Raw genomic sequence first — 22763 nt, 5'->3', positions numbered from 1 at the left:
GAGTTCTTCTGCCCGATTTGGCGGATGCGTTTCATCAGAGTTTTACCCCAGGAACACAGCCATGAGCCCGAACACCAATACCACAGTGGCCGAAAATCAACCAAGTCAGTCGCTGTGGGACGAGCAACCTTGGGTCCAGGTGAAGTCTGCCATCGTACAGCGATGGCCACACGTGGACGAGCGTGACATCGAGTCGATTCCCTGCGACGTGTTCGAGATCGAGGACTTTTTGGCCGAGTACACCAAAGCGTCCACCGATGAGATTCAATCCGTGGTCCGCGAGTACGCACCGTCGCCTTCGATTTTGCAAAAGGCAAGTCATCTCGGCGAACAGGTAGGTGGACAGGTGGGGCCGCCCGTGCAATCGGCAATCGAGCGGGTTCGGTACGAGGTCGACGAGCACCGCGGCACCGCAGGTGGGGTGATTTTCATGGCGGGTTTAGCTTTAGGGGCCTTGGTGACGACCGCGTACTTCAAGTCCCGCCGGCAACCCACCGCGATGGAATCGGTCCTACCTCGTCGCTGGCGAAGTTAGGTCCTCCGAACGAATTCCTATCGATCACCGGGCCTGCGGGTTGCGTGCCTGCGTGTCGAGTGCCGGCGGGTTGCGTGCCGGCGGGTCGTGTGCCGGCGGGTCGAGTGCCTGCCCAACGGTACCCTCACGCAGCGGATCCCCTGATCGACCTACCGTTCTTGCGATTGCGTCATCTCACGCACGAGGCCAAGCATCCGTCGCGCATCGATCGGCTTGGACAGGTAGTCGTTGCAGCCCGCCTCGAGGCATTTGTTCATATCGCCTTGCATCGCGTCGGCCGTCAGCGCGATGATGGGTCCGGTATAGCCGAGCGTCCGCAACCGCTTGGCAGTCGCGTAACCGTCGAGAATCGGCATTTGCATGTCGAGTAGAATCAGCTCGGGGAGCTCTCCGTCGGCGAGGCCTGCAGTGATATATTCCACGGCAAGCATTCCATCATCGCATTCGGCCACGGTGGCACCGGCTCCTGTGAGGATTCGTTTACTCAAGAAACGAATTTCGCGACGATCATCCACGATCAGCACGTGACAGGAAAGAGTCGATGGGGCTGACCCCATGGTCTCTTTTTCAGAGGGGACATCCGAACTCGGGACGTCGTAGAGGACTAAATCCGACTCCACTGTATTGCCCGTCGCGATGCTGACGGTGAACGTGCTGCCAACTCCCGCGGTGCTGCTGGCCGATACACTGCCACCTAACGTTTCGGCGAGTCGTTGGCTGATCACGAGTCCCAAACCGGTGCCTCCAAAGTTACGCGAGACGCTGGCATCACCCTGCGAAAACGGCTGAAACAATCGCACCATTTGTTCGTCGGAAATACCGATGCCCGTGTCGATGACATCGAATTGCAACTGCTGTGTCGGGAGATCAAACCGAACGTGAATCTTCACCCAGCCTTTGCGAGTGAATTTGATCGCGTTGCCAATCAGGTTGATCAGAATCTGTTTGAGCCGTTTTTCGTCAGACTGGATCACCTTGGGTAGCTTGCCGTCGTACTCGACTTCGAGCGACAGGCCGCCCTCAGTCGCGCGGACCTCCATAATGCTACGCACGTCCTCGACCAAGCGCAGCGGTTCGAAGCGTTCGCAGTCCACGTCCAATTTGCCCGCTTCGATTTTGGAGAGATCCAGAATGTCGTTGATGATTTCGAGCAGGTAGTCACCGTTTCGGCGGATCGTTTGGAGATGCTGGTTGGCTTCGTCGTGGTCGACCAGGTCTCTCAATAGTTCGGCGTAGCCCAGAATGGCAGTCATCGGCGTCCGAATTTCGTGCGACATGTTCGCCAGAAACGCACTTTTGGATTCGTTCGCGGCTTCAGCGATCGCTCGCGCGTCCTTGAGTTCTGCCTGCGACTCATGCCGGTCGTGCACATCGATTACCGACCCCACATAGCCCAGGAACTTTCCAGCGGCATCAAATCGGGGCCGTCCGCCGTCGATGACCCACCGATATTGGCCATCGGCAGTGCGGAGGCGAAAATCAAGTTCGTAAGGATCCCTTTGTTCCACCGCTGCCAGAAATGATTGCCTGGCCGCTTCCCGGTCGTCGGGGTGAATCGACTCCGTCCATCCAAACCCCAATCCCTCGCCTTCGGTCTGGCCCGTGAATTCGTACCATCTCTGCGAGAGGAAATTACAGTGGTGCTTCTCGTCGGTAACCCAGATCATCGCTGGCGCCGTGTTGGCCATATTGCGAAAGCGTTCTTCGCTTTGAGCCAACGCCATTTGCATCTCGCGCAATTGGGTGATGTCGACAACGATACCCGAGCATGTCTTCGTCCCATCGTTGAGAATCACGACCGAGCCTCGGCTTTGGAAGAATCGCGTCGAGCCACCGGGCAATTCGACCGTGTAGTCCTCGTTAAACGAACCACCCTCGGCCAGTAACTTTGCGACCGCGTTGCCGACTCGATCGCGATCCCTCTCGGCAATCCGCGACAGAAAGTCCTCGTACGTATTCGGTGCGTCAACAGTCAAACCAAACATCCGCGTCAGGCTCTCATCTGCTGTAAACACATCCGATTTCAATTCAAAACTCCATGACCCGACGCGACTAACCGTCATGCTCAATTCAAGCAATCGCTTTGCTTGCGCTAACTCGGACGCTGCGGCATATCGCTCGGTGATGTCCACCCCCGAAGGAATCAAATACTCCACATTTCCGTCCAGATCGAAGGCCGGTGCGATCATGAAGTCGATCATCACCCCCTCGTCACCGTGAGCGAATAGTGACACGTCGAAACGAACGACTTCGCCGGACATTGCTTGCTGCATTGCCGCGTGAATCTTCGCGACAACGGCGGGGTCGTAACTCCACCACGGTGCGTCAGCAAAGTGCTCTCCGATGACAACTTCACGCCGTGTGTGAGCGATCATCAGCGATCGGTCATCGACTTCCAAGAGGATGCCGTTGCGGTCGATCACGCCGACCAACCCCAATTGGTTGTTGATCACTCGGCGCAGGTGCGCCTCGCGATTTGCCAATTCCTCTTCCGACCTCGCCCGTTCGATCCGAATGCCGACGCGATCGGCAACCTCTTGCAACAGCCTGCGTTCTTCGGCGTCCCATTCGTGCGACTGAGCATGCAGCGCAGAAACGACGAATTTGGTGCCGCGATCGGTCAGGTAGGCGGAATTACAAAACGCACCAATGTTGAAATCCCGATAACTCGCGACGAGCCGATCTGCTCGCTCCCGAGCCTGCGTATCGTTCGTAAATACCTGGTGCCCCGCGATCAGCGCCGCACGCTCGGCCTCGTTATGGAAATCGCCTACCGAGTGTTCTCCCACCATGCTCGGCCCAACGCCTGCATGATAGTCGCATAGGATGTCAGCGACTTCACCGTTGGCATCGAACTCCACGATCAGACATCGATCCAACTTGAGATAGGTTGCCGTCAAACGCGTCGACGTATTCATCAAATCGTCAACCGATGCCAGTGGCACAAGCTGAGTTTGCAGATCGGAAAGGAACGCAAAATTCAACGCTTTCACTTTACGTTCGGTGATATCTTGCACCAACCCCGTCACATGCAATGGGCGGAGGTTCGGTGCCCGGTCAATCACGCCGCGTTCCTCCACCCAGATCGTGCGACCGTCGCTCGGCCGGATCAAACGAAACTCGACAAAATGGTCGTCAGCATCACTGGCCAAGCGTTCTTCGGTATGCCGTCTGACCGCCTCGCGGTCGTCCGGATGAACCAGCTGTCTGAAAGTGGAGACGTTACCATCGAACTCGTCTTGGCGAACGCCGACCATCGCGTATACCATCTCAGACCAGACAACACATCCCGAGGTGACATTCCATTTGAACGTCCCCATCTTGCCCGCATCGAGCGCCAGTGTCAGGAACTGTTCTCGTTCGATGACTAACGCCTCGGCCGCTTTGCGCTCACTGATATCGACTGCCGATGGGATCAGATGGGTAATCGTACCGTCGCTTGATCGCACGGGGCTGATCATGAAATCAATGGTGATTCGCGAATCACCTGCCATGCGCGCAACCACGTCGTAGCGAACAAATTCACCTAAGGCGGCGCGTTGTACTGCGGTCTGCAATCTCGTGACCGATTCCTGATCGAAGTTCCACCAAAAACAGTCCCAGAACTTTTGGCCGATGACTTCACCACGATCGAGCGCAGCCGAGTTGATCGCCGCGGAATTCGCTTCGAGCAGCGTGCCGTCAACGTCCAGCACGCCGATCATAAAGAGAGTGTTGTCGATCACACTGCGCAGATGCGATTCCCGGTCAGCAAGCTCCAACTCCCATTGTTTGCGTTCGGTGATATCGCTTGCCACGGCCGTGATGCTCAGCGGTCGTTTGAGTTCATCGCGCCGAATGACCCCACGTCCCGATGTCCAAAGCGTTCTTTGGTCATCCCCACGGATGATCCTGAAATCCATTTCGTAGAACTGACAGTTTCCCGTAAACGTTGCCTCCAGTCTCGCTGCGACGCGTTGCCGATCATCGGGGTGGATGATTTCTAGAAAGCCAGCCCGCGTATTGGGGAACTGATCCTTCGCATAGCCAAAGATCTCATAGAGTTGGTTCGACCATGCCACGCTGTCGGCGTTCACGTTCCAGTGCCACGTTCCCAGGCGACCCGCGTCGAGGGCCAGATTTAATCGTTGCTCGCGATCGAGCAGTCTTTGCTCCGATTCCTTGCGGGCGATGCACTGGGCCATCGCGTCAGCCATCGGCAGCAATTGCTCAAAAACCTCCGCTGTGATCGAATGCTTGGCAAACAGTGCAACCACTCCCACCACCCGATTTTCCACAACGAATGGATAGCCGGCGAATCCTACGACGCTTGCTTGGGTGGCCCACGATGGATCACCGATGATTGAATCGAGCGACACATCGTTGGTTAGAAATGGTTGCCGTGTGGCTGCAATCTGACCGATCTTCGACTCGCCCAGTGGGATGCGATCGTGCTGACCATCGAAGGGCATGGGAATGCCAGCGTGGGCGGCGACCTGTAACACTTGGTCCTGTTCATTGAGCAGCCAAATCCGTGCGGACGCGGCGTCCAGACCACTGACGATACACTGACAGCAGGTATCCAAGATCTCGTCCAATGGCGCGACGCCCGCCAACCTCACCGCCAACGAAGCGTGCAGCGCCGTCAATTCAGCACGCTGCAACAGATTGGCTTCCGTCTGCTTCCGCTCGGTGATGTCACGCAGATAGCCCGTCAAGAACGGCGTGCTGTCACGACCGTGAGAGACGCTAATCGCTAACTCGACTGGAAACAAACTGCCATCGGAGCGTTGGGCGGTCAATTCGGTGCGTTGGCCGAGCATGTCGGATGTTCCGGTGCTCAGAAATCGAGCCAGTCCATTGCGATGGGTGTCACGGTCCTGGTCCGGAATGATCAAATCGGGCAGTGACTTGCCGATCACATCGGCTGCCGTGTAACCGAAGGTTTGTTCCGCAGCAGGATTGAAATCGACAATCCGGCCAACGGTATCCATCGTGATAATGCAGTCGAGTGCGGATTGCAGGATCGCAGTCTTGCGGGCTTCTTCATCACGAAATCTCGCGTCCAATCGACGCTGCCGGATGAATTGACCAATCTCGCTGCCAACGGATCCGAGCAAGTGAATCAACTCAGGCTCATGCGTCAGTCGACGCGACGTGAAGATTTCGATCACGCCCTTGAATTTATTGCCGACGACAATGGGCGTCCCCACTCCACTGATCAATCCGGATTGGGCAGCGGCAGTGGCCCGGACGAGAACGCCGGTGTCTTGAATATCACCAAACCAGACCGGTTCCCGATGCTTCCAAACACGGCCCGGCAATCCCTCACCGATCGGGAGCCGTGTTTGACGGCTTTGATCGATGAACCGTTGATGCGAAAGATCGACCGCGTCGGTCTCGACACAGGTCAAAAACTCCCCACCATCGTCGATTCGCCAAAGTAAACAAACTTCTGCTGCGAGCGAGACACGAAGTGCCTTGAGGACCTGCGGAATCACCGCTTCAAAAGAATCTGCGTCCGCCAACAGTTTGGTCACCGCGTGCGCCGCTTCCAAACGCATGCGAAGTTTCTTCTGTTCGGTAATCTCGTAGAACGTGACCACCCAACCGTCGCTGCGTTCTCGATCGTTCAGATACGGCTGGATGCGACGCTGGTACCAGCGACCATCGTGGGCTTCGACTTCGTCTTCGACGGGCCCGTCACCGATACGTAACCGATCATCGGGAAACGGTGGCATCTCCTCCGACGCGTCCGTGAAGTGTTTCAGCGGGCGTCCGATATCGGTTGTCTGCAGGTTGTAGAGTGCCCTCACACCGGGCGTGAATGTTCGGATCCGCAAGTCCTGATCAAGGAACAGTGTGGCAACCTTGGTACTGTGCAAGAGGTTCTGTTGATCGGACTCGGCTTGAGCGATTCGAGCGTGCGCGATGTCAATTTCTTTTTTCGATCTCTCCAAGGCTGCATTGGCAGATTGAAGCTCCTCGTTGGCCGCCTCCATGCCGTGCCGCGTACGCTCCAAATCGCGACGCGTGGTTGCGAGTTCGCGTTCCAGGTGAGCGATGATCGAGTCGGTGCCTCCGTCGCGGGCATCGCGGGCATCGCGGGCATCGCGGGCATCTGGCATCGAGGCCGCGCCCTGACGCTCCAAGGGTTCACCGAAATCGTGAACAACGACGATCAGCAAGCCGTCGTGCTCGCCCGAATCATTGGCCAGCGACAGCAGAAAATGATCGACCGCCGACCGTGGAGACTCACCGACGTCGGGGATGATCGGACGAACCGCACCGTTCTCGATTTCCAGAAACTGTGTTGGGGGGGCGATGTAGAGGCACCCCGCCTTCAGCTCACTGCGACCGGTGACCTCGACCACCTGCATCTCAGTCGCGGCAACCAATCGCTGCGTCAACAATACCGGACCCGAGGAATCAGGATGTCGCAGGACAACACACGCCATGTGTTCGCGTCTACCCAGCTGAGCGAGCAGTTCCGTCAATGCATCCAACCCGCCAGCTGAATCGCCCGCGCCAACAGTGATGAACGCTCCCCCGTTTTGGGTAAGCGAATTAGGTCGGCCCTGCGTCATGGATCGCTCAAGTAAGACTGATTAGTTGCTGAGAAACGACAACTCAATAAGTGGCGTATTCAACGGAGCCAGAACCCCTCTGCAATGCGAGTTTGAGGCAATGCGAGTTCGGGGCCAACACCTCCCCCACCTCTCTCACACAGCATGCGGCTGATTTTGGCCCTGACAATCGGAATCAGCCTCGCGTCTTTGAGTGGCCTGTGGCCTCAGCAATTCTAGCGACTCAACACACCGCCGAATATCCTGCCGCTGCTTCCCGCGGCCCTTGCTTCACTGCGATCAACACGACGTGTTTGCCACCGATCGGCCCCGGAACCCGTGTGACCGCGAACCCAGCGACCGCCAAGCGTCGGCGAATCTCGCCTTTGACGCAGTACGACACGAGCCGGCCACCCGGTCGCAGACAGCGAGCAACGTCGCCGAACACGTCATCTGTCCACAATTCAGAATTGGACTGCGGGTCGAAGGGGTCAAAATAAACGGTGTCAAACGTGTCCTTCGCCGCAGCCAGCCAAGCCTTGGCGTCCGTCAAGATGACCTGGACGTGACGATCGGTGTCGACGCGCCATGTGGTGCTCTGCGGTCCGGACGAGGCTGAATATTCTTCTAGATCGGGCCCGGTCGATTCCATGTGACGCAAAAACCGGTCCGCCAAGGACGGTTCCGCGAGACCGCGGCCTAAGTCGAGTTGCCGCAAAACCTCCACCGGGACGGCGGTGTTCTCCAGGGCAACGTAATGTAGCGGACGGTCCGCCGCGATGACGGCGTCGATCGTTCGCAGCATCGCCAGTCCCGTACCGAGCCCAACTTCGAGCACGGACTGCGGCCAATCGACGGTGGGCCCGTGAAAGCCGCCGTTGTGCAGGTAGACGTGATCGCATTCGGTAGCCGCCCCGCAGCCGCTGTGGAACGCCAGGTCACCGTCTCGGCGAACCAACGTGCGGCTGCCGTCATCGGTGATTTCAATCAGGTACGCGTCCGCAACCGTTCGAACGCGGGGACGCATCGGCTTAACCATCAATCCGCACGCTGTTGGATATCCCAGGGACCATTGAACAACAGAAAACACACGTGAAACGTTACGCCCACACTCGACATCAGGTTCTCGACCGCGGGCTCAATGACGACGGGATGATCCACAACCGATTCAGCATCAAAACGATGGGCCGCGGAGCGTCCTACGACATTCCTCGTTCCTGAGCCTCCTAGCCCGCGAGTCGGCGACGGAATCTCGCCGCGCAGGCGACGGAGACCGCCACTCCCAAGAGGAAAGTGGACGAAGGCTCGGGCACCGCGGTTGGGTCGATAATGGGGGCAAAGTTTGGGCCGTGAATCTCGCCATTTGTCTGATTGATGCTGCCTGCAAAGACGGCACCCTCAGTCGACGCGCCAATGGTGACCGTGGCGAGGGGGGCGAGTGTCGCACCGGGCGCCGATCTGCTGAGGTTGACTTCTGTGGCCTCATAGTAGTTCCAAATCGCCTTTTCTTTAAACGCCTCTGAGGTAATCGCGCTGCCAGTAACATTCACGTCGAAATCAATGTTTGCCCCTGGGACATTAATGACAATCATACTCAGGTCGTCCAAATTAACGCCATTCGTGCTACCGAACGAAATGCTTTGAACGTTAGTCGTCGACGCGCCTGAAGGCAGGTCAAACACCGCGACGCCATTCGCAGCGGTTGAAATGGAAAAAACGTCGAAGAGCACTGGCCCAGGCTGGGCACCTCCGTCGCCGTTGCTAAACCAGGCGGCACTGTTCGCCGTCAGGCCTTGGAGGTAGGACGAAGTCGACATCAATTCGCCCGTCGCAGCAATGAGTTGGGCTCCGAGACTGGGGTCCACAACCACCGGACGAATGGGGCCGCTTTGATTAATGCCGCCGGTGACCGTGCTGGAACTGTTAACCACAATGTCACCAAGACTGTTGTTATTCGCACCATTATTGATGTCCCCGACAACAGCAAGAGCCACGTCGCCAGCCATGATGAACGGGGAATTCGTACCTACGGTAATCAGTCCGTTGACATTCCCGCCGACAAAGACCGAACCTTCCACTTCTGACGCAGCCGTGTAGTCACCTAGCGAGACCGCAGTAAATTCATTGATGATCGCGGCGTGCAGCGGGCCCGAGCAGAGCACGAACATGGCGGTGAGGGCGGAGAGTTGAACGAATTTGATCATCATCGTCAGACATCATGATGGAAAAGAAACGGCCAAAACTATAGATTAATTCGTGCCGTATTCGATGTCTAGCATTGATCCGCTCCGCATTCGCACCGCACCGGTTTGCGAGAAACGGACGGCATCCACCCACGGGACGGCCCCGTTCGGGCGAGGCCACGTTCGGGTTGAATTTCTGTTGCCGATTCCGTTGCGATCTGGCGTGCTTAAAACCGCCCGTCGGCGGTCGACTGATAGTGACGAAGGGCTGTTAACGCGACGCCACGCTTGGCGGCCTCATAGCGGAGAGCCCGTTCGAAATAGGGAAACGGGTATCGTGGGTTGCGGCGTAGCGCATATCGCTCGATCGCGACGACCAAGCGGGGTTCGAGTTTGTCTTGGTCGACGAGTTTCACGATGTGACGAAGATAGTCCGCTTGCACATCGGTGGTGGCGTGCAGACGATTGATGAGTTGTTCTTCGAGCGTCGCGACGGGTGATCCGCCGCCCGACAGGCTACGGGACACCGTGATCTGAGCGCTTGCGTTGGGGGTGAAGAAGGCCGCCGTGAGCACGACGCTCCAGGCGAGCACCACACCTCTGAGCGAGGGGATCGTGGACGTCGGCGGATTCCTGCGTTGGCGTGTCGGGACGTTCATCGTCGACCTCCTGCGAGTACTCGGTAGATTGGGAAGGGCCATCGCTGCGTTGCTAACAAATTTGCGGCGGCCACAGCAACTGCCAATGAAAAAAAGCGTGGTCGGCCATCCGGCCCACCACGCTTTTGTAAGTAACGATTGTTATTGCATTCTATCGTCGAGAGCCGAGCGAAAACCGTCTCGGTGTTCCGGACTTTTTTGAGCCGGATTTCACCCGGCAAAACCTGATCACTCGGGTTGAGATTCGGCTCGCTTTAGAACTGGACGATGCAGCCCAGATCGATGCCGTGGACGAACAAGGAATCGGTCTTCAGCCCTTGGAAGGCAGGACGCTGAGGCGACTGAACCACGCCGTTTGCGTTGCCGACCAAGTAGCCGGAGTTGATGTCCCGGTTGAGGTTGTCGCCAGCCATCAGAACGTCATTCCACATCAGGAACGAGTAGCCAACCGTGAACCGAATGTTCTTGCGAAGTTGGTAACCGAGTTTCACGTTGGCTTCGGGAGCAAACGCAAAGCTATTGCGTGTGATGGTCGTTTGGTTGGTGGGGCTGAAGATGCCGCCTTGCTGCACGCCCGCTGGGCTCGGCAAGGTGCGTGATCCCACGTTCGTAAACGTTTGGTTCATGTTGCCCAAGTGCACCTTCGTGAGGGCTGAAAGCGTCCAGCAACCACGACCGACCGAGGTCAAGAATCCGATCTGACCGCCATTGAATTCGTTGGTGGCGGTGTAGCTGTCGCTAAAGCTGTAGCGATCGCCTTGGCCAGGCCCAACTTCGAGCTGCGTGGTGGTCGCATTGAGTGACAAATCGTCTTCGATGTTGAAGTGTGAGTAACCGCCAATCAAATCACTGCGATAGCCTTTGCCACCGAGCAGACGCAAACGTCCATAGGCTTCTGCCGCGTAGACCGAAAACGAAGAGCGTGCTGAGACGCTACCTGAGAAGTCGGCATCGCCAGCGTTGATGCCGTCGGCATAGGCGATCCGAATAGCATTTTCCGCATCGGTGCTCAAATCGGTGTCATAGAAGGGGATGCCGATCGATCCGTTCGTGCCATCACCATTGCGACCATAGCTGTCGCTGGTTTGACCAAGCATCCAGAATCGGCCGCCGACGCCAAAATCGTCGTTGAGCATGACCCCGCCATCGACTCGAAAACCCGCTTGGAGAGTCCCGCCGAACGCGTTATTGCCGCCAAAGACGACCTGGGCACCTTGGTCGAGTTCAGGCAGTGTGCCTGTGTCCGACGTGCTGACCAAGGGGACTGAGGAGCGAACTTGCGGAAACCACAGCAGGGCTTCGACCGATAGCCAGTTCCCTGTTTCACAGGCGATGCTTCGCGTCGGCCGACAGCTTGTCGCGAAGGAAGGGTCGCACGAGCCATCGCTGCAACCGTAGTTACCCGAGGGGTAAGCGTAGGAGTCGGAGTCCATCACGACGCCGGTTCCGAAATCGTGTTGATATTCGCCTTGCGGGTAGGCCTCTTGCTCATAGGCCGCCTGCGAGTCACCGACGTATGCCACTGGCTCAACGGCCATCGGCTCGGCTTCGGCATCGGCGAGATAGTCGCTTTGGTCGACAGTGGCGGAGGTGTCCCCACCCGCTGCGTCTTCGTACAGGCCACCGAAGTATTCGGAAGTATCAGCGAAGTAGGCATCATCGCCCAACTCGCCGTTGGAATCATTGCCAGCCGCATAAGCGGCGGGGCCATTGTCAGCCGCAGTCGCGGCGGTCGTACCAGCGGACAGCAGCGCTGCCAACGTCAACATCTTCCAGTTAGTTTTCATATTTTTCTTCATTAGGATTCTCGTGTAGTCCGGGAACACGGGATTGATCTGCATAATGGAATCGACCATTTCCACCGGACTATTCAGAGTGAACGGAACGGCAGGAAAAAAAACCGCAAATTACCTGGTTTGAACCTGCCGGGCAGATCATCTTGCCTATCCCGCCAAGAATCCGGGTAAAATGACCTTTCAGGGCGATTGTGCCTCGCCGAAGCGGGCGGTTTGTGCGTAAAACGGACACACTGCTCGCTCGATTGCCGCGAATTCTGCCAAATTTCGACGCTGTTTTTCCACTGTCCCCGATTCCATGTCCGATTCCACTGTTTCCCGCTCCGAATCCTCCGAGAATCAAGCTCCGGTAGCGCCACCGGGCGAGGCCAACGCTGTACCGTCCGCAGGGGACGCGATCCCGGACCCGTTGGCGCCCAATCCGCCGAGTCCCGATGACGCGGTGTTGGCAGCAACCGCCCCGGACGTCGCCAATGAACGCCGGTCGGGTGACCCGAGCGCCCGGGCGACATCCTATTTCTCCGCCCGCAATCTGCGCCCGCGAATGGTGCGTTGGCGGCGGCAACTGGCTCGAGTGAATGCTTTCGAACCGATCCTATTGGAAGAATCCGACGCCAGTATCCGCAAACGCTCCCTCGCGTTGAGGTATCGTGCAATGGCCGGTGAGAAGCTCAGCACGCTATTGCCCGAAGGCTACGCGTTGTGTCGCGAGGCGGGGCGACGGGCGCTCTCCATGCGACACTACGACGTGCAGATCGTCGGCGGGATCGGATTGTTCGAAGGCCATGTCGCTGAGATGCAGACCGGCGAAGGCAAAACGCTCACCGCGACGTTACCCCTCTACCTGCATTCTCTCCTCGGCAAAGGCGCCCACCTTGCCACGGTGAACGATTACCTCGCCAAACGAGATGCGGAGTGGATGATGCCGTTGTTCGAGTTACTCGGCGTGAGCGTGGGGATCATCCAAACGGCCGACGACCAAGGCGATCGGCGCAAGAGCTACGGCGCCGCGATCACCTATGGAACGGCGAAAGAGTTTGGCTTTGACTTTCTCCGTGACCGATTGCTGCTGCGTGCGCAGAACCGCATCCAAACCGAAATGCTCGGCGGTGGTGACGGTGGGTTTTCGGATTCGGGAGACCAAGTCGTGATGCGGGGGATGCACTTCTGCTTGGTCGATGAAGCGGACAGTATTCTGATCGACGAGGCTCGTACGCCACTGATCATCGGTAGCATCGAAGACAGCGTTCGCGATCAAATTGTCGAAACCTACCGCTGGGCATCCGAGCATGCGGCGAGTTTCGAGCAAGACGAGCATTTTGAGATCGACAACGAGACCAAGAAATATGAATTAACCGCGCGCGGTCGCAGCCGCGTGCGCGCCTTGCCCAAGAACGATTTGGTGCGCACGATGGGGCTGGTCGATCTCTATGAATACATCGAGCGCTCGGTCAAGGTGCACCGTGAGTTCTTGCTGAACCGGCAATACGTGATCCGGCCGAGCGAGAAGGATCCGAACATTGATGAGATCGTGATTGTTGATGAGTTCACCGGACGACTCGCCGAGGGACGTAAATGGCGGGACGGCATCCACCAAGCCATCGAATCCAAAGAGGGCATCGATATCAGTGTGCCGACCGGGCAAGCCGCTCGGATCACGGTCCAGGACCTGTTCCTGCGATACCCGCACCTCGCGGGCATGACGGGGACGGCGGCAACGAGCGCGAGTGAGATGCGGCGTATTTACCGCACGCCGGTCATACGTGTGCCCACCAACCGTCCCCCCCAACGCAAACAACTGCCGCCGCGAGTATTCGGTACGCTCGATTCCAAGTTCGAAGCGATCGCCAAAGAGGTCGCCGATGTGCACGCGACGGGGAGACCGGTTTTGATCGGAACTCGGTCGATTGACAAGAGTGTGCTGCTCTCGAAACTGCTCACCGAGTTGAAGATCGAGCACGAGATCCTCAACGCGAATAACGTCGAGCGGGAAGCCGATATTGTTGCCGCTGCCGGTGGACTCGGCCGTGTGACGGTGGCGACGAACATGGCGGGGCGGGGAACGGATATCAAACTCGCCGACGAGGTCGAAGAGCGGGGCGGCATGCACGTGATCTGTACCGAACTGCACGACGCCGCTCGGATCGACCGTCAGTTGATCGGACGGTGCGGTCGCCAGGGCGACCGGGGTTCCTACCGTCAATACCTCTCGCTCGACGACGATATCCTCAAGGGCGGCTTGGGCGTCGCGAAATCGGAAAAACTGAAATCTCGGGGCATCGCCAATACCGGCAGCGCCGACGGGATGGCAGCGACCTTCACCCGCGCCCAACGTAAAGTCGAGCGAAGACATTTTCGCGACCGCATGGTGATGATGCATCACGAAAAGGATCGCAAGAAAATGCAGCGTGAGATCGGCCAGGATCCGTACCTCGATACGCCAGACTAATCAGCGACGGCGGATCGTGCATCGCTTGGCGGGAGCTGCTTTGTGGGATAAGTTAAGCACTCACTTTGCAATCCCCCCCGCTGAGCGATCTCCTCCATGGCGAGTCCTTCGATCTACAATGTGCCCAATGCACTGACGACGGTGCGATTCGCGTTGGCGATCGCCGTCATGGTCTTAATTCCCCTCGGAGAATTCTGGGCCTCACTCTGCGTGTTCCTGATCGCTGTTTCGACCGATTGGATGGATGGCTATTGGGCTCGGAAATACGGACAAGTCACTAAACTGGGACGCATTTTTGATCCGTTTGTAGACAAAATCATCATCTGCGGCACTTTCATCGCCTTGGTCGAGGTCCCCGATAGCCCCGTGAAGTCTTGGATGGCCACGATTGTTGTCGGCCGCGAATTGCTGGTGACGAGCCTGCGTGGAATCATCGAGGGCGCCGGTGGCGACTTCTCCGCCCGTTGGTTGGGCAAATGGAAGATGGTTGTGCAGTCGGCCGCCGCCGTCGCGGTCATGCTGACCTTTGTTGTCGACCCCCTACCGAGCTGGTTGTCCATCACCACACTCGTGCTGCTGTGGGGGGCGATCTTCATCACCCTTTATTCAGGTGCAGAATACACCCTGATCGCCGCACGGTTGATGCAGTCCGATCCGCAACCGCCGGTTGATCGAGAATAAGTTGATGCAAGCTCAAACTGCCGTGCCCACGCCCAGCGTCGATGCCGCTGGCGCGACCGACGCCGTCCAGCTCAGCACGATCGAATTGTTACTGTTTTTCGTCACGTTGCTCGTATTGGCTGCGTTCGTCACGTCGTTGATCAAGTGGATCGCGTTGCTGCGCCGCGGGACTCGACTGCTCGGCAGTGATGCCCTGGTACCCGCCCGACAGCGGGCTCGCCCGTACTGGAACCCTGCCTTATTTATCTTCTTCATGGGTGTCCTGATTGTCGCCAGCCTGCTGTTCAACGGATGGGCGATCGGCGCGGGCTGGATTACCAAACCTGCCGCATCCACGCAGAACGTTGGTGACGAGAACATCGGTGACAAGAGTGTTGCGACGGAAGATGTCGTCGTGATGGATCCCATGGTCACCGACACGATCACGGCAGACCTGCTCGCCGAGGACCTGCTCGCCGAGGATACGGTTGCTGGGGATACGGGTACCGAGAACACGGTTGCTGGGGATACAGTTTCCGAGAACACGGTCGCTCCGGACGCTGTTGCTGAGCAGGCGGGGAAAGCGGGAGTGGCTGGTACGCCGGCATCCACGCCCGCCATTTCGGTCCCCCAGCTCTTGCTCAGCTCGGCCGCCATGCTGACGGCGACAATCATGACGCTGCTCTTTGCCCAACTTTTTCGTCCACAATTGCCGTTTTCAGATAGCGAGATGTCCGCATCGGTGCCCCGCGAGCGTCCCCGTATCGGGTGTTTGCCGCAACGCGGGGACATCACGCTGGGTTTCCGAGCGGCGTGGTTGATTCTGCCGCCGACGATGTTGTTGATGGGTTTGGTGTCGGTCCTGCAGAAATACTCGCACCCGGTGCTCGATGCCCTCAAACCAGATGGCCCGGATTCTGCCCCGGATTTCGGAGTCTTCGCCGCCCTGTTTTTCACCACCGCGATCATCACTCCGGTGGTCGAGGAGTTTTGGTTCCGCGGGCTGTTACAGGGTGGTCTGCAACGACTCGCCGACATGGCCGTCGATGCGCGTCGCTATTGGGATCGAAGTGCCGAGAGACCGGCGATCTTCGCGGCGAACGTCCCAGTGGATTCGATCGAAACATCCAACCCTCAACACGCCGAGGCAGTGCTCGAGGATCCTTACGCGTCGCCGCGTGAGGTCGAGAAGGATCCTGTCGTGCCTCGAAACAACCTTTCATCCCGGCAGATCGACCAAGACATCGACACCTCCAGCAACTGGACGCCGACGGCGGTGTGGCCCATCGTCGTGACAAGTCTCGTGTTCGCGGTCATGCACTGGGGACAAGGACTCGCGCCGATCCCGTTGTTCTTCCTCTCGCTGGGGCTGGGATATCTCTATCGTCAAACCGGCTCGCTGGTGCCGCCGATTGTGGTGCACTTCACTCTCAATGGATTTACCATGTGCGTCACCCTGCTGCAGTTTCTCCGTTGAGCCCACCCATTCGGATTCGCGGCGCCCGCGTTCACAATCTCAAAAACCTGAACGTAGACATCCCCCGTAATCAGCTCACGGTGATTACCGGGGTCTCTGGCAGCGGCAAGAGTTCGCTCGCCTTCGACACGCTTTTCGCCGAAGGACAACGGCAGTACATCGATACGCTATCGACCTATGCCAGGCAGTATCTCGATGCGATCCCACGCCCCGATGTCGACCTGATCGAGGGACTCGCCCCGACGCTGTCAATCGACCAAAAGAGCGGCACGCAGTCCGCACGCAGTACGGTCGCGACCGTTACCGAAATCTACGACTACTTGCGACTGCTCTACGCACGAATTGGGATGCCGCACTGCACGCACTGCGGCAGCTCTATCAGCACTCAGACGCCCGATGCAATCATCGAGTCACTGGCCGCTTACCCGCCCCGAACCAAGCTGACATTGATGAGTCCCATGGTTCGCGGGCGCAAAGGTGCTCACGCCGACGTGCTCGAAAAGATTGCCGCTCACGGTTTGGTTCGAGCACGCGTCGACGGTGAAGTCTATCTGCTCGAGGACGTGCCGCCGCTGGCCGTTCGTAAAAACCACACGATCGAAGCAGTCGTCGACCGGATTGTGATGAAGGAGGGCATCGAGGCGCGGCTCGACGAATCGACTCGCCTGGCGATCCGGTTGTCCGCAGGGATGTGTGCCATCCTGGCTGAACCGCCCGACGGAGTACCGGAAACGAAACTGTTCAGCACCACCATGGCGTGCGTGGAATGTGGTGCGAGTTTTGAAGAACTCGAACCACGCACGTTTAGTTTCAACAGTCCCTACGGAGCCTGCCCGACCTGCGACGGTTTGGGCGTGGTTTCCGATTCCAGACCAAGCAATCAAGCGTCGAGCAATCGCAAACCCACCAAGAGAAAGACGGGAAAAAAGACCGATCCTGAATCGACGAGCGTATGCCCGACATGCCACGGCGGGCGATTACGCGCCGAAGCACTCGCGGTCACGATCGCTGATGCGTCCCTGCCCAACGTCGTGGCGATGCCATTGCCACAGACTCAGGGTTGGATCCAGTCGATCACCAACACGCTTTCGGAACTGCAGCGCCGCGTGGCCGCACCGATCCAAGCCGAAGTCATCCGACGAATTGAATTCTTACGCCGCGTCGGCGTGGACTACCTCACGTTGGATCGGTCCGCGGCAACCCTCAGTGGTGGCGAGCTGCAACGAATTCGCTTGGCAACGTGTATCGGCAGCGGTCTGGTCAGTGTCTGCTACGTGCTCGACGAGCCCTCCATCGGGCTTCATCCAGCCGATCACCACCGTCTACTCGGCGCGATCGGTGAGCTCAAGGACCAGGGCAATACGGTCGTGATTGTCGAGCATGATGAAGACACGATGTGGGCCGCCGATCACCTCATCGATATTGGGCCGGGCGCGGGCGTGCATGGCGGCTACCTGGTCAGCCAGGGAACCCCTCAGGAAGTCGCCAACGATCCATCAAGCCCCACCGGCAGGTACCTATCAGGCAATGCATCCATTGTCGACGGACACCCCCCTTCGTCCGAAGAGGGCGCCGTCTGCTCGGACCTGCCAAGTGGTCTGGCTACAGTGCGGAGCAGACCGGCTGCGAAGCAATGGTTGACGCTGCATGGAGCAAGTCTGCACAATCTTCAAAACGTGACACTGAAGCTCCCCTTGGGCAGGCTCATCGGGATCAGCGGAGTGTCCGGTAGCGGCAAAAGTTCACTGATCGTTGACACGCTGTATCCCGCCCTGGCAGCCAAGCTTGGACTGGTTGCCAAACCGCCTGGCAAACATTCGCGTTTGGTCGGTGCGGACAAGATCGATAAACTCATCCCGATTGATCAATCACCGATTGGCCGCACATCGCGATCATGCCCGGCCACCTACGCGGGCGTGCTCGATCCGATTCGCAACGTGTTCGCCGCCACACGGTCAGCCAAAACGCTGGGATTTTCAGCGTCCCGGTTCAGCTTCAACTCCCCTGCCGGTCGTTGCGATGTCTGCAAGGGCAACGGGTTTGAGCGAATCGAGATGAATTTCCTCAGCGATCTGTTGATCGAGTGCTCGCGTTGTGGTGGCAAGCGATTCAATCGACAAACCTTACAGGTGCGATTCAAGGGCGCCACCATCGCTGATGTGTTGAACATGACCATCGAAGCGGCAGGGGAGTTTTTTGAAAACGTGCCGAAGGTCCATACGTTGCTCTCATCACTATCGGACGTCGGCTTGGGATACGTCACGCTGGGGCAATCGAGTACGACGCTCAGTGGCGGCGAAGCGCAGCGGATCAAACTCGCTACAGAATTGGCGCGGCCGGGCACCGGCAGCACCTTGTATTTGCTCGACGAGCCAACGACCGGATTGCACTTCAGTGATGTGCAGCGACTGCTCGTGGTCCTGAATCGACTCGTTGACGCGGGCAACACGGTACTCGTGATCGAGCACCACACCGATCTCCTCGCCGCCTGCGATTGGCTCGTCGATCTGGGCCCGCGCGGCGGTGAGGGCGGCGGCCGTATCATTGCCGAAGGCACCCCCACGGACGTTTCCGCCTGCACGGATTCACTCACAGGGCAGTTTTTGCGAAAGAAACAGTCTGCCAGTAGATGAAAGAAGCAGCTCAGAGGGACATAACAGCCTAGTTCCCATCGTTGACTGTGTCACGTCCGGCGGGTGTCAACATCGTTTGGAGCACAAGGACATCGATCGATGTTGAAATGAATCTGGCACTGCCATCAGCCATCGTGAAGTTGGCGCCCGACACATGTGCCGAGCCCCAGTTATTCCGATACGGAATGCCGGCATTGTCCGGCACAATAAGCAACCCGTGACGCACCGTCCCATTACTCCCACCAATCCATACCGGCTCATCCCAAAGCCATGACGATGGCGTCTGCACGTAAGGATCGTATGCCTTTTCTCCAACTAAAATCGTATTGCTCAGACCGTCTTCAATGTCTCGAAATCGTTTCCATTGGGGAAGGTTCGTCATTAAACGCTCGTTCCCTGCGTAATCGGTTTTGGCAATGATCAGCCCTCCTGACTCATACTCGCCATGGGCGTCGCTCGCCGTGGATGTTGGCGTCCGTCCTGTTCGGGATGGGCAATTATAGATGGGAATATTGGGCACCGGCCGGCTTCCGTCGAACAGGCTCCCCAACTCGAGTTGGGGAAGGATGCTGTAGGTCCAGGGGCCAGGCTGCATACGACCGACTCGTTTGGGATCACCAACGCCCCACAAAAGCGGAGCCATTGAACCCGTCTCGAATGTCGATGGCTTCACCGCAGGCCCACCGAGTCGGGACAAATCGTTGCCAGCACTCGCTCCTCCATTGGGCGGAATCACATCAAATGAAGTGTGAAAGTTTTGAACTGCCAGCGAATGCTGTCGCACGCGATTCAGGCACTCCATCCGCCGAGCGACCTCCCGACTACTTTGAACAGAGGACAATGTCAGCGATAACAACAGACCTACTATCGACAAGGAAATCAATAGTTCGATCAGCGTTACTCCCTGATGACGCGAACACATGTTTGCATAACCTTGCATTAGAGTTGTCCAATTCTTTCCAAATCGTGAAAGCCATCACGTTGGGCGCTCTCGTCTGGAACTCGCCAAAACTCGGGTACCGCGTTGAGTTGCTCTCGCCACTGGCGACCTTCGACCTTATACACCAAATAGGCCGCGTGGATCGAATCAACTGGCGTTTGATCCCACAGCCATTTCTCATCACTCCGTCTACTTAGCGATGTTTGGCTGACAATTAGCCAACAATCGCCTGCTGGTATCGTCGACGAGCCCAAAGTCACCGTCGAATTTTCATCCTTCTCTCTTCTCGCCGTGTGGTCCCCCGCAATGGTATCCGAAACGAGGAACGCGGGTCTTTTATCCGGATGAGACCTCAACCAATCTGCGAGATCATAGCGTGACTGTCCCCAGTCCGTCGCATCGTTATACAAGTGGCGGTAGCCCGCTAGCGATCCTCCCGCCGCCTGATTGAAAAACGGTAGCCAGTCGGGAGCTGCGAGCAGCGTTGCGGCAAATGAACTCATGCAGCCAACAACGACCAATCCACGCAAAGCATTTGGCCAACCAAACCAGCGGTGCGGCTCTCGGCTTGCAGCACTGAAAACGGTCGCCACCAATACGAACAGGAACGGATAGGCGGGGATGACGTAGCGAACCTGTTGGCCAATCCCCTCTTTTACGGAAATGACAAACAGGATCAAAATGGCCGACATTGCGACGATGCCAGTCGAAAGACTGCAGTCGCCAAACCGCAGGACTGTGGCGCCAAGCCCAACGGCAAGGGCAAGCCAAGTCCCCATCGGTAACTTGACCACCATCGAATAAAGATAAAACCACCACCAACTTCCCGTCTGGTTCATGCCCCGCGCATAAGAGGTCAGCCGCCGATTGAAGTCATACTCTTGGCGATCGAGGCCCTGCAGGTATTCGGCCGGAACCATTCCTGGGATTTTCCCCAGGACAGTTCCACGAAATCGATTTCCGGTCAACGACCTTGTCGGCTCGCTGCCCTGGCTGAGAGTGGTCGAAATGAACTCAAAGTCTCCGAGTGATTGCGTGACACCCGCGAACCGATATGGGATGCAGATGATCAACCAGCAAACGATCACGCACAGCCCGGCCTGGATGAGGGTCGCCTTCCATTGCAGCTTGCCAGTCGCCAGGAGGATAAACATCACGAACAGCGGAACCAGCAGTAAAGACGTGAACTTGCAAAGCAACGCGATTCCGAAGGCGAGACCGAAAACGATCGCACGGGGCACTGTCCGACGCTCCATCCATCTCTTAAATAAGTACGCCGAGGTCAGCATCATCACTGCGACGGGGACATCGTTTGTAATCAATGAACCATGGCCGAGAACCTGAGGCTGGAAACCCCACAATATCGCGCTGCACAGACCGCCCAAATCATTACTAAGCTCTCGTCCCCATAAGAAACAAACCACCGTCCCTAACAGTGCAAAGACGCTAACGATCAATCGTCCTCTGAACAGGGTCGACTGAAACTCGCTGGGACGCGCGAGAAATAACCGACGTCCGTCCAAGAACTCGGGGCGTGCTGGAGGTTCAAAATCCCCTTGTTTCACTTCGTTTAGTAACGCGCGATCAATAACTGGCGTAGTGGATCTTGTTAAAGATCCATCCAGAACAGGATCTTTAACAAGATCCACTACGGTAAACCCGTCACTTATTGTTCCTGGTATCCTTATCAGCGCCGATTGAGCGGCCGGGAGTGTCCCTAACGCACGTATCAGAGGCGGGTTGACGTTGAACTGTCGAACATCCCCGTATTTCCAATAGGCGAGTCCAGCGTAAAAATGACCGTATTCGTCATGCACGGGCGCCGAGCGGTAGGCATGCCAAACTAAACAACTCCATTGCCCCGCCAACAACAGTAGCAACAGCGCCAACGGCCAATGTCGCCGCTCACCACTACCGTGATCACTCGCCAGACGTGCGTCGATAGCTGTTGCTGTTGACGTATCCGCGCCTCTGAAGGATGAGCTGAGGTCGCGAAAGTGCTGATCTCGGTCGCTGAGTTCGATTGCAGTTTCCGTCCCCTTTTCAATCGACAATCTCGACTCCAATCTGCGCTAGCATCGGAGTCAATGGAACCGAACGTCCCCTGCTCTCATTATTGATGTTTAAACGAATATTTGAAAAAAACAGTCCGCGATATGCTGCATCTTCTTTTAAAACGATGCGAATGGTCAATTGGCTATCGCTCTCTGCCTTCGTCGATGGGCTCAACAAGATCTGAATTGGCGCGTCCGTCTCCAGCAGGTCCGCACCCGTGACAACCAACTGGTCTGCATCCACATTTCCCAGCGTCAGTTGGTGTTCCAATTGATTCTTCTTATTGACCGAAAGCACACCAACGACGGAGGTGCGAGGTAGCAACCTCGGACCGTTCACGCCATCGAACGCCAACGTTGCTGTATCAAGCATTCGTTTGTTAGACATGACGGTCAACTCATGCGTGTTTCTGCCTAGATTGGCGGCGGTGATTTGGACCCCGATAAACTTGGTTTCGTTTGGTTGCAAAACAAGTTGACGAGGCTCGATAAGAACACATCCACAACGGGCAATAACGTCGTCAATTCTGAGCATCTGCGTGCTTTGATTCATCAACCGAATCCGATGCTTTTCGCCTGAACCGATGATGATCGATCCTAGTGAAACCTCCACATGTAATTCAAGTGATTCAATCGCATCTTGTATATCCCTGAACCTGCAAATCGGCTGTCCCTGTAAGTATAAAACCTCGGGTGACTCCCGCCATCGGAACCCCAAATGCTCAACACACGCCCGGGCGGCGATGGGACCGCAAAATGCATCCTGCGTTGCCGATGCGTCTTCTGGTTTAGCAGTTCCAACGGAGACGAGAAGCATAATCAGGCTCGCCAA

General features: G+C 57.3%; 14 protein-coding genes. 5 read left to right on the top strand and 9 right to left on the bottom strand.

What is annotated here, in order from left to right:
* The first annotated feature begins 61 nt into the window (after positions 1-61).
* Positions 62-535 (top strand): hypothetical protein, encoded by a 474-nt coding sequence (locus SH410x_RS08495; protein WP_473676086.1) that lies wholly within the window; start codon positions 62-64, stop codon positions 533-535.
* A 149-nt stretch (positions 536-684) separates the two neighbouring features.
* Here the strand turns inward: SH410x_RS08495 and SH410x_RS08490 are convergent, their stop codons facing one another.
* The 6 genes from SH410x_RS08490 to SH410x_RS08465 all read right to left on the bottom strand — a co-directional run bounded on the left by SH410x_RS08490 (position 685) and on the right by SH410x_RS08465 (position 11709).
* Positions 685-7101: a PAS domain S-box protein gene (locus SH410x_RS08490; protein ID WP_473676085.1), complete on the bottom strand. Its 6417-nt coding sequence runs from the start codon at positions 7099-7101 to the stop codon at positions 685-687.
* 223 nt (positions 7102-7324) lie between these two features.
* Entirely contained in the window at positions 7325-8107 is a 783-nt protein-coding gene (gene mnmC2 / locus SH410x_RS08485; protein ID WP_473676084.1) for a tRNA (5-methylaminomethyl-2-thiouridine)(34)-methyltransferase MnmC2, read from the bottom strand.
* An 11-nt stretch (positions 8108-8118) separates the two neighbouring features.
* Positions 8119-8241 carry a hypothetical protein gene (locus SH410x_RS08480; protein ID WP_473676083.1) on the bottom strand — a complete coding sequence of 41 codons (123 nt, stop codon included), beginning with the start codon at positions 8239-8241 and terminating at the stop codon, positions 8119-8121.
* Between the two features lie 65 nt (positions 8242-8306).
* A complete protein-coding gene (locus SH410x_RS08475; RefSeq protein WP_473676082.1) occupies positions 8307-9287 on the bottom strand; it encodes a collagen-binding domain-containing protein in 981 nt (326 codons plus the stop codon).
* 203 nt (positions 9288-9490) lie between these two features.
* Positions 9491-9922, bottom strand: a complete 432-nt coding sequence (locus SH410x_RS08470; RefSeq protein WP_473676081.1) for a hypothetical protein — start codon at positions 9920-9922, stop codon at positions 9491-9493.
* Between the two features lie 254 nt (positions 9923-10176).
* A complete protein-coding gene (locus SH410x_RS08465) occupies positions 10177-11709 on the bottom strand; it encodes a BBP7 family outer membrane beta-barrel protein (RefSeq protein WP_473676080.1) in 1533 nt (510 codons plus the stop codon).
* A gap of 307 nt (positions 11710-12016) precedes the next feature.
* Here SH410x_RS08465 and SH410x_RS08460 point away from each other — a divergent pair, with 307 nt between their 5' ends.
* The 4 genes from SH410x_RS08460 to SH410x_RS08445 all read left to right on the top strand — a co-directional run bounded on the left by SH410x_RS08460 (position 12017) and on the right by SH410x_RS08445 (position 18937).
* Positions 12017-14167 (top strand): preprotein translocase subunit SecA, encoded by a 2151-nt coding sequence (locus SH410x_RS08460; RefSeq protein WP_473676079.1) that lies wholly within the window; start codon positions 12017-12019, stop codon positions 14165-14167.
* A gap of 96 nt (positions 14168-14263) precedes the next feature.
* Positions 14264-14848 carry a CDP-diacylglycerol--glycerol-3-phosphate 3-phosphatidyltransferase gene (pgsA, locus tag SH410x_RS08455; RefSeq protein ID WP_473676078.1) on the top strand — a complete coding sequence of 195 codons (585 nt, stop codon included), beginning with the start codon at positions 14264-14266 and terminating at the stop codon, positions 14846-14848.
* Between the two features lie 4 nt (positions 14849-14852).
* Positions 14853-16304 (top strand): CPBP family intramembrane glutamic endopeptidase, encoded by a 1452-nt coding sequence (locus SH410x_RS08450; RefSeq protein WP_473676077.1) that lies wholly within the window; start codon positions 14853-14855, stop codon positions 16302-16304.
* Entirely contained in the window at positions 16301-18937 is a 2637-nt protein-coding gene (locus SH410x_RS08445; protein ID WP_473676076.1) for an excinuclease ABC subunit UvrA, read from the top strand. The genes SH410x_RS08450 and SH410x_RS08445 overlap by 4 nt, the downstream gene beginning before the upstream one ends.
* 28 nt (positions 18938-18965) lie before the next feature.
* Here SH410x_RS08445 and SH410x_RS08440 read toward each other — a convergent pair whose 3' ends face one another.
* Genes SH410x_RS08440 through SH410x_RS08430 form a run of 3 tightly spaced genes read right to left on the bottom strand, consistent with a single transcriptional unit; the run spans position 18966 to position 22748 of the window.
* Positions 18966-19859, bottom strand: a complete 894-nt coding sequence (locus SH410x_RS08440; protein WP_473676075.1) for a DUF1559 family PulG-like putative transporter — start codon at positions 19857-19859, stop codon at positions 18966-18968.
* A 17-nt stretch (positions 19860-19876) separates the two neighbouring features.
* Positions 19877-21931, bottom strand: a complete 2055-nt coding sequence (locus SH410x_RS08435; RefSeq protein ID WP_473676074.1) for a glycosyltransferase family 39 protein — start codon at positions 21929-21931, stop codon at positions 19877-19879.
* Positions 21921-22748 (bottom strand): DUF1573 domain-containing protein, encoded by an 828-nt coding sequence (locus SH410x_RS08430; RefSeq protein ID WP_473676073.1) that lies wholly within the window; start codon positions 22746-22748, stop codon positions 21921-21923. Before SH410x_RS08430 ends, SH410x_RS08435 begins: the two co-directional genes overlap by 11 nt.
* Between the last annotated feature and the right edge of the window lie 15 nt (positions 22749-22763).

The sequence above is a fragment of the Rhodopirellula sp. SH410 genome (assembly GCF_055811895.1).
The sequence above is the reverse complement of the archived record's forward strand: the minus strand, read 5'-3'. Positions and strand labels throughout refer to the sequence as shown.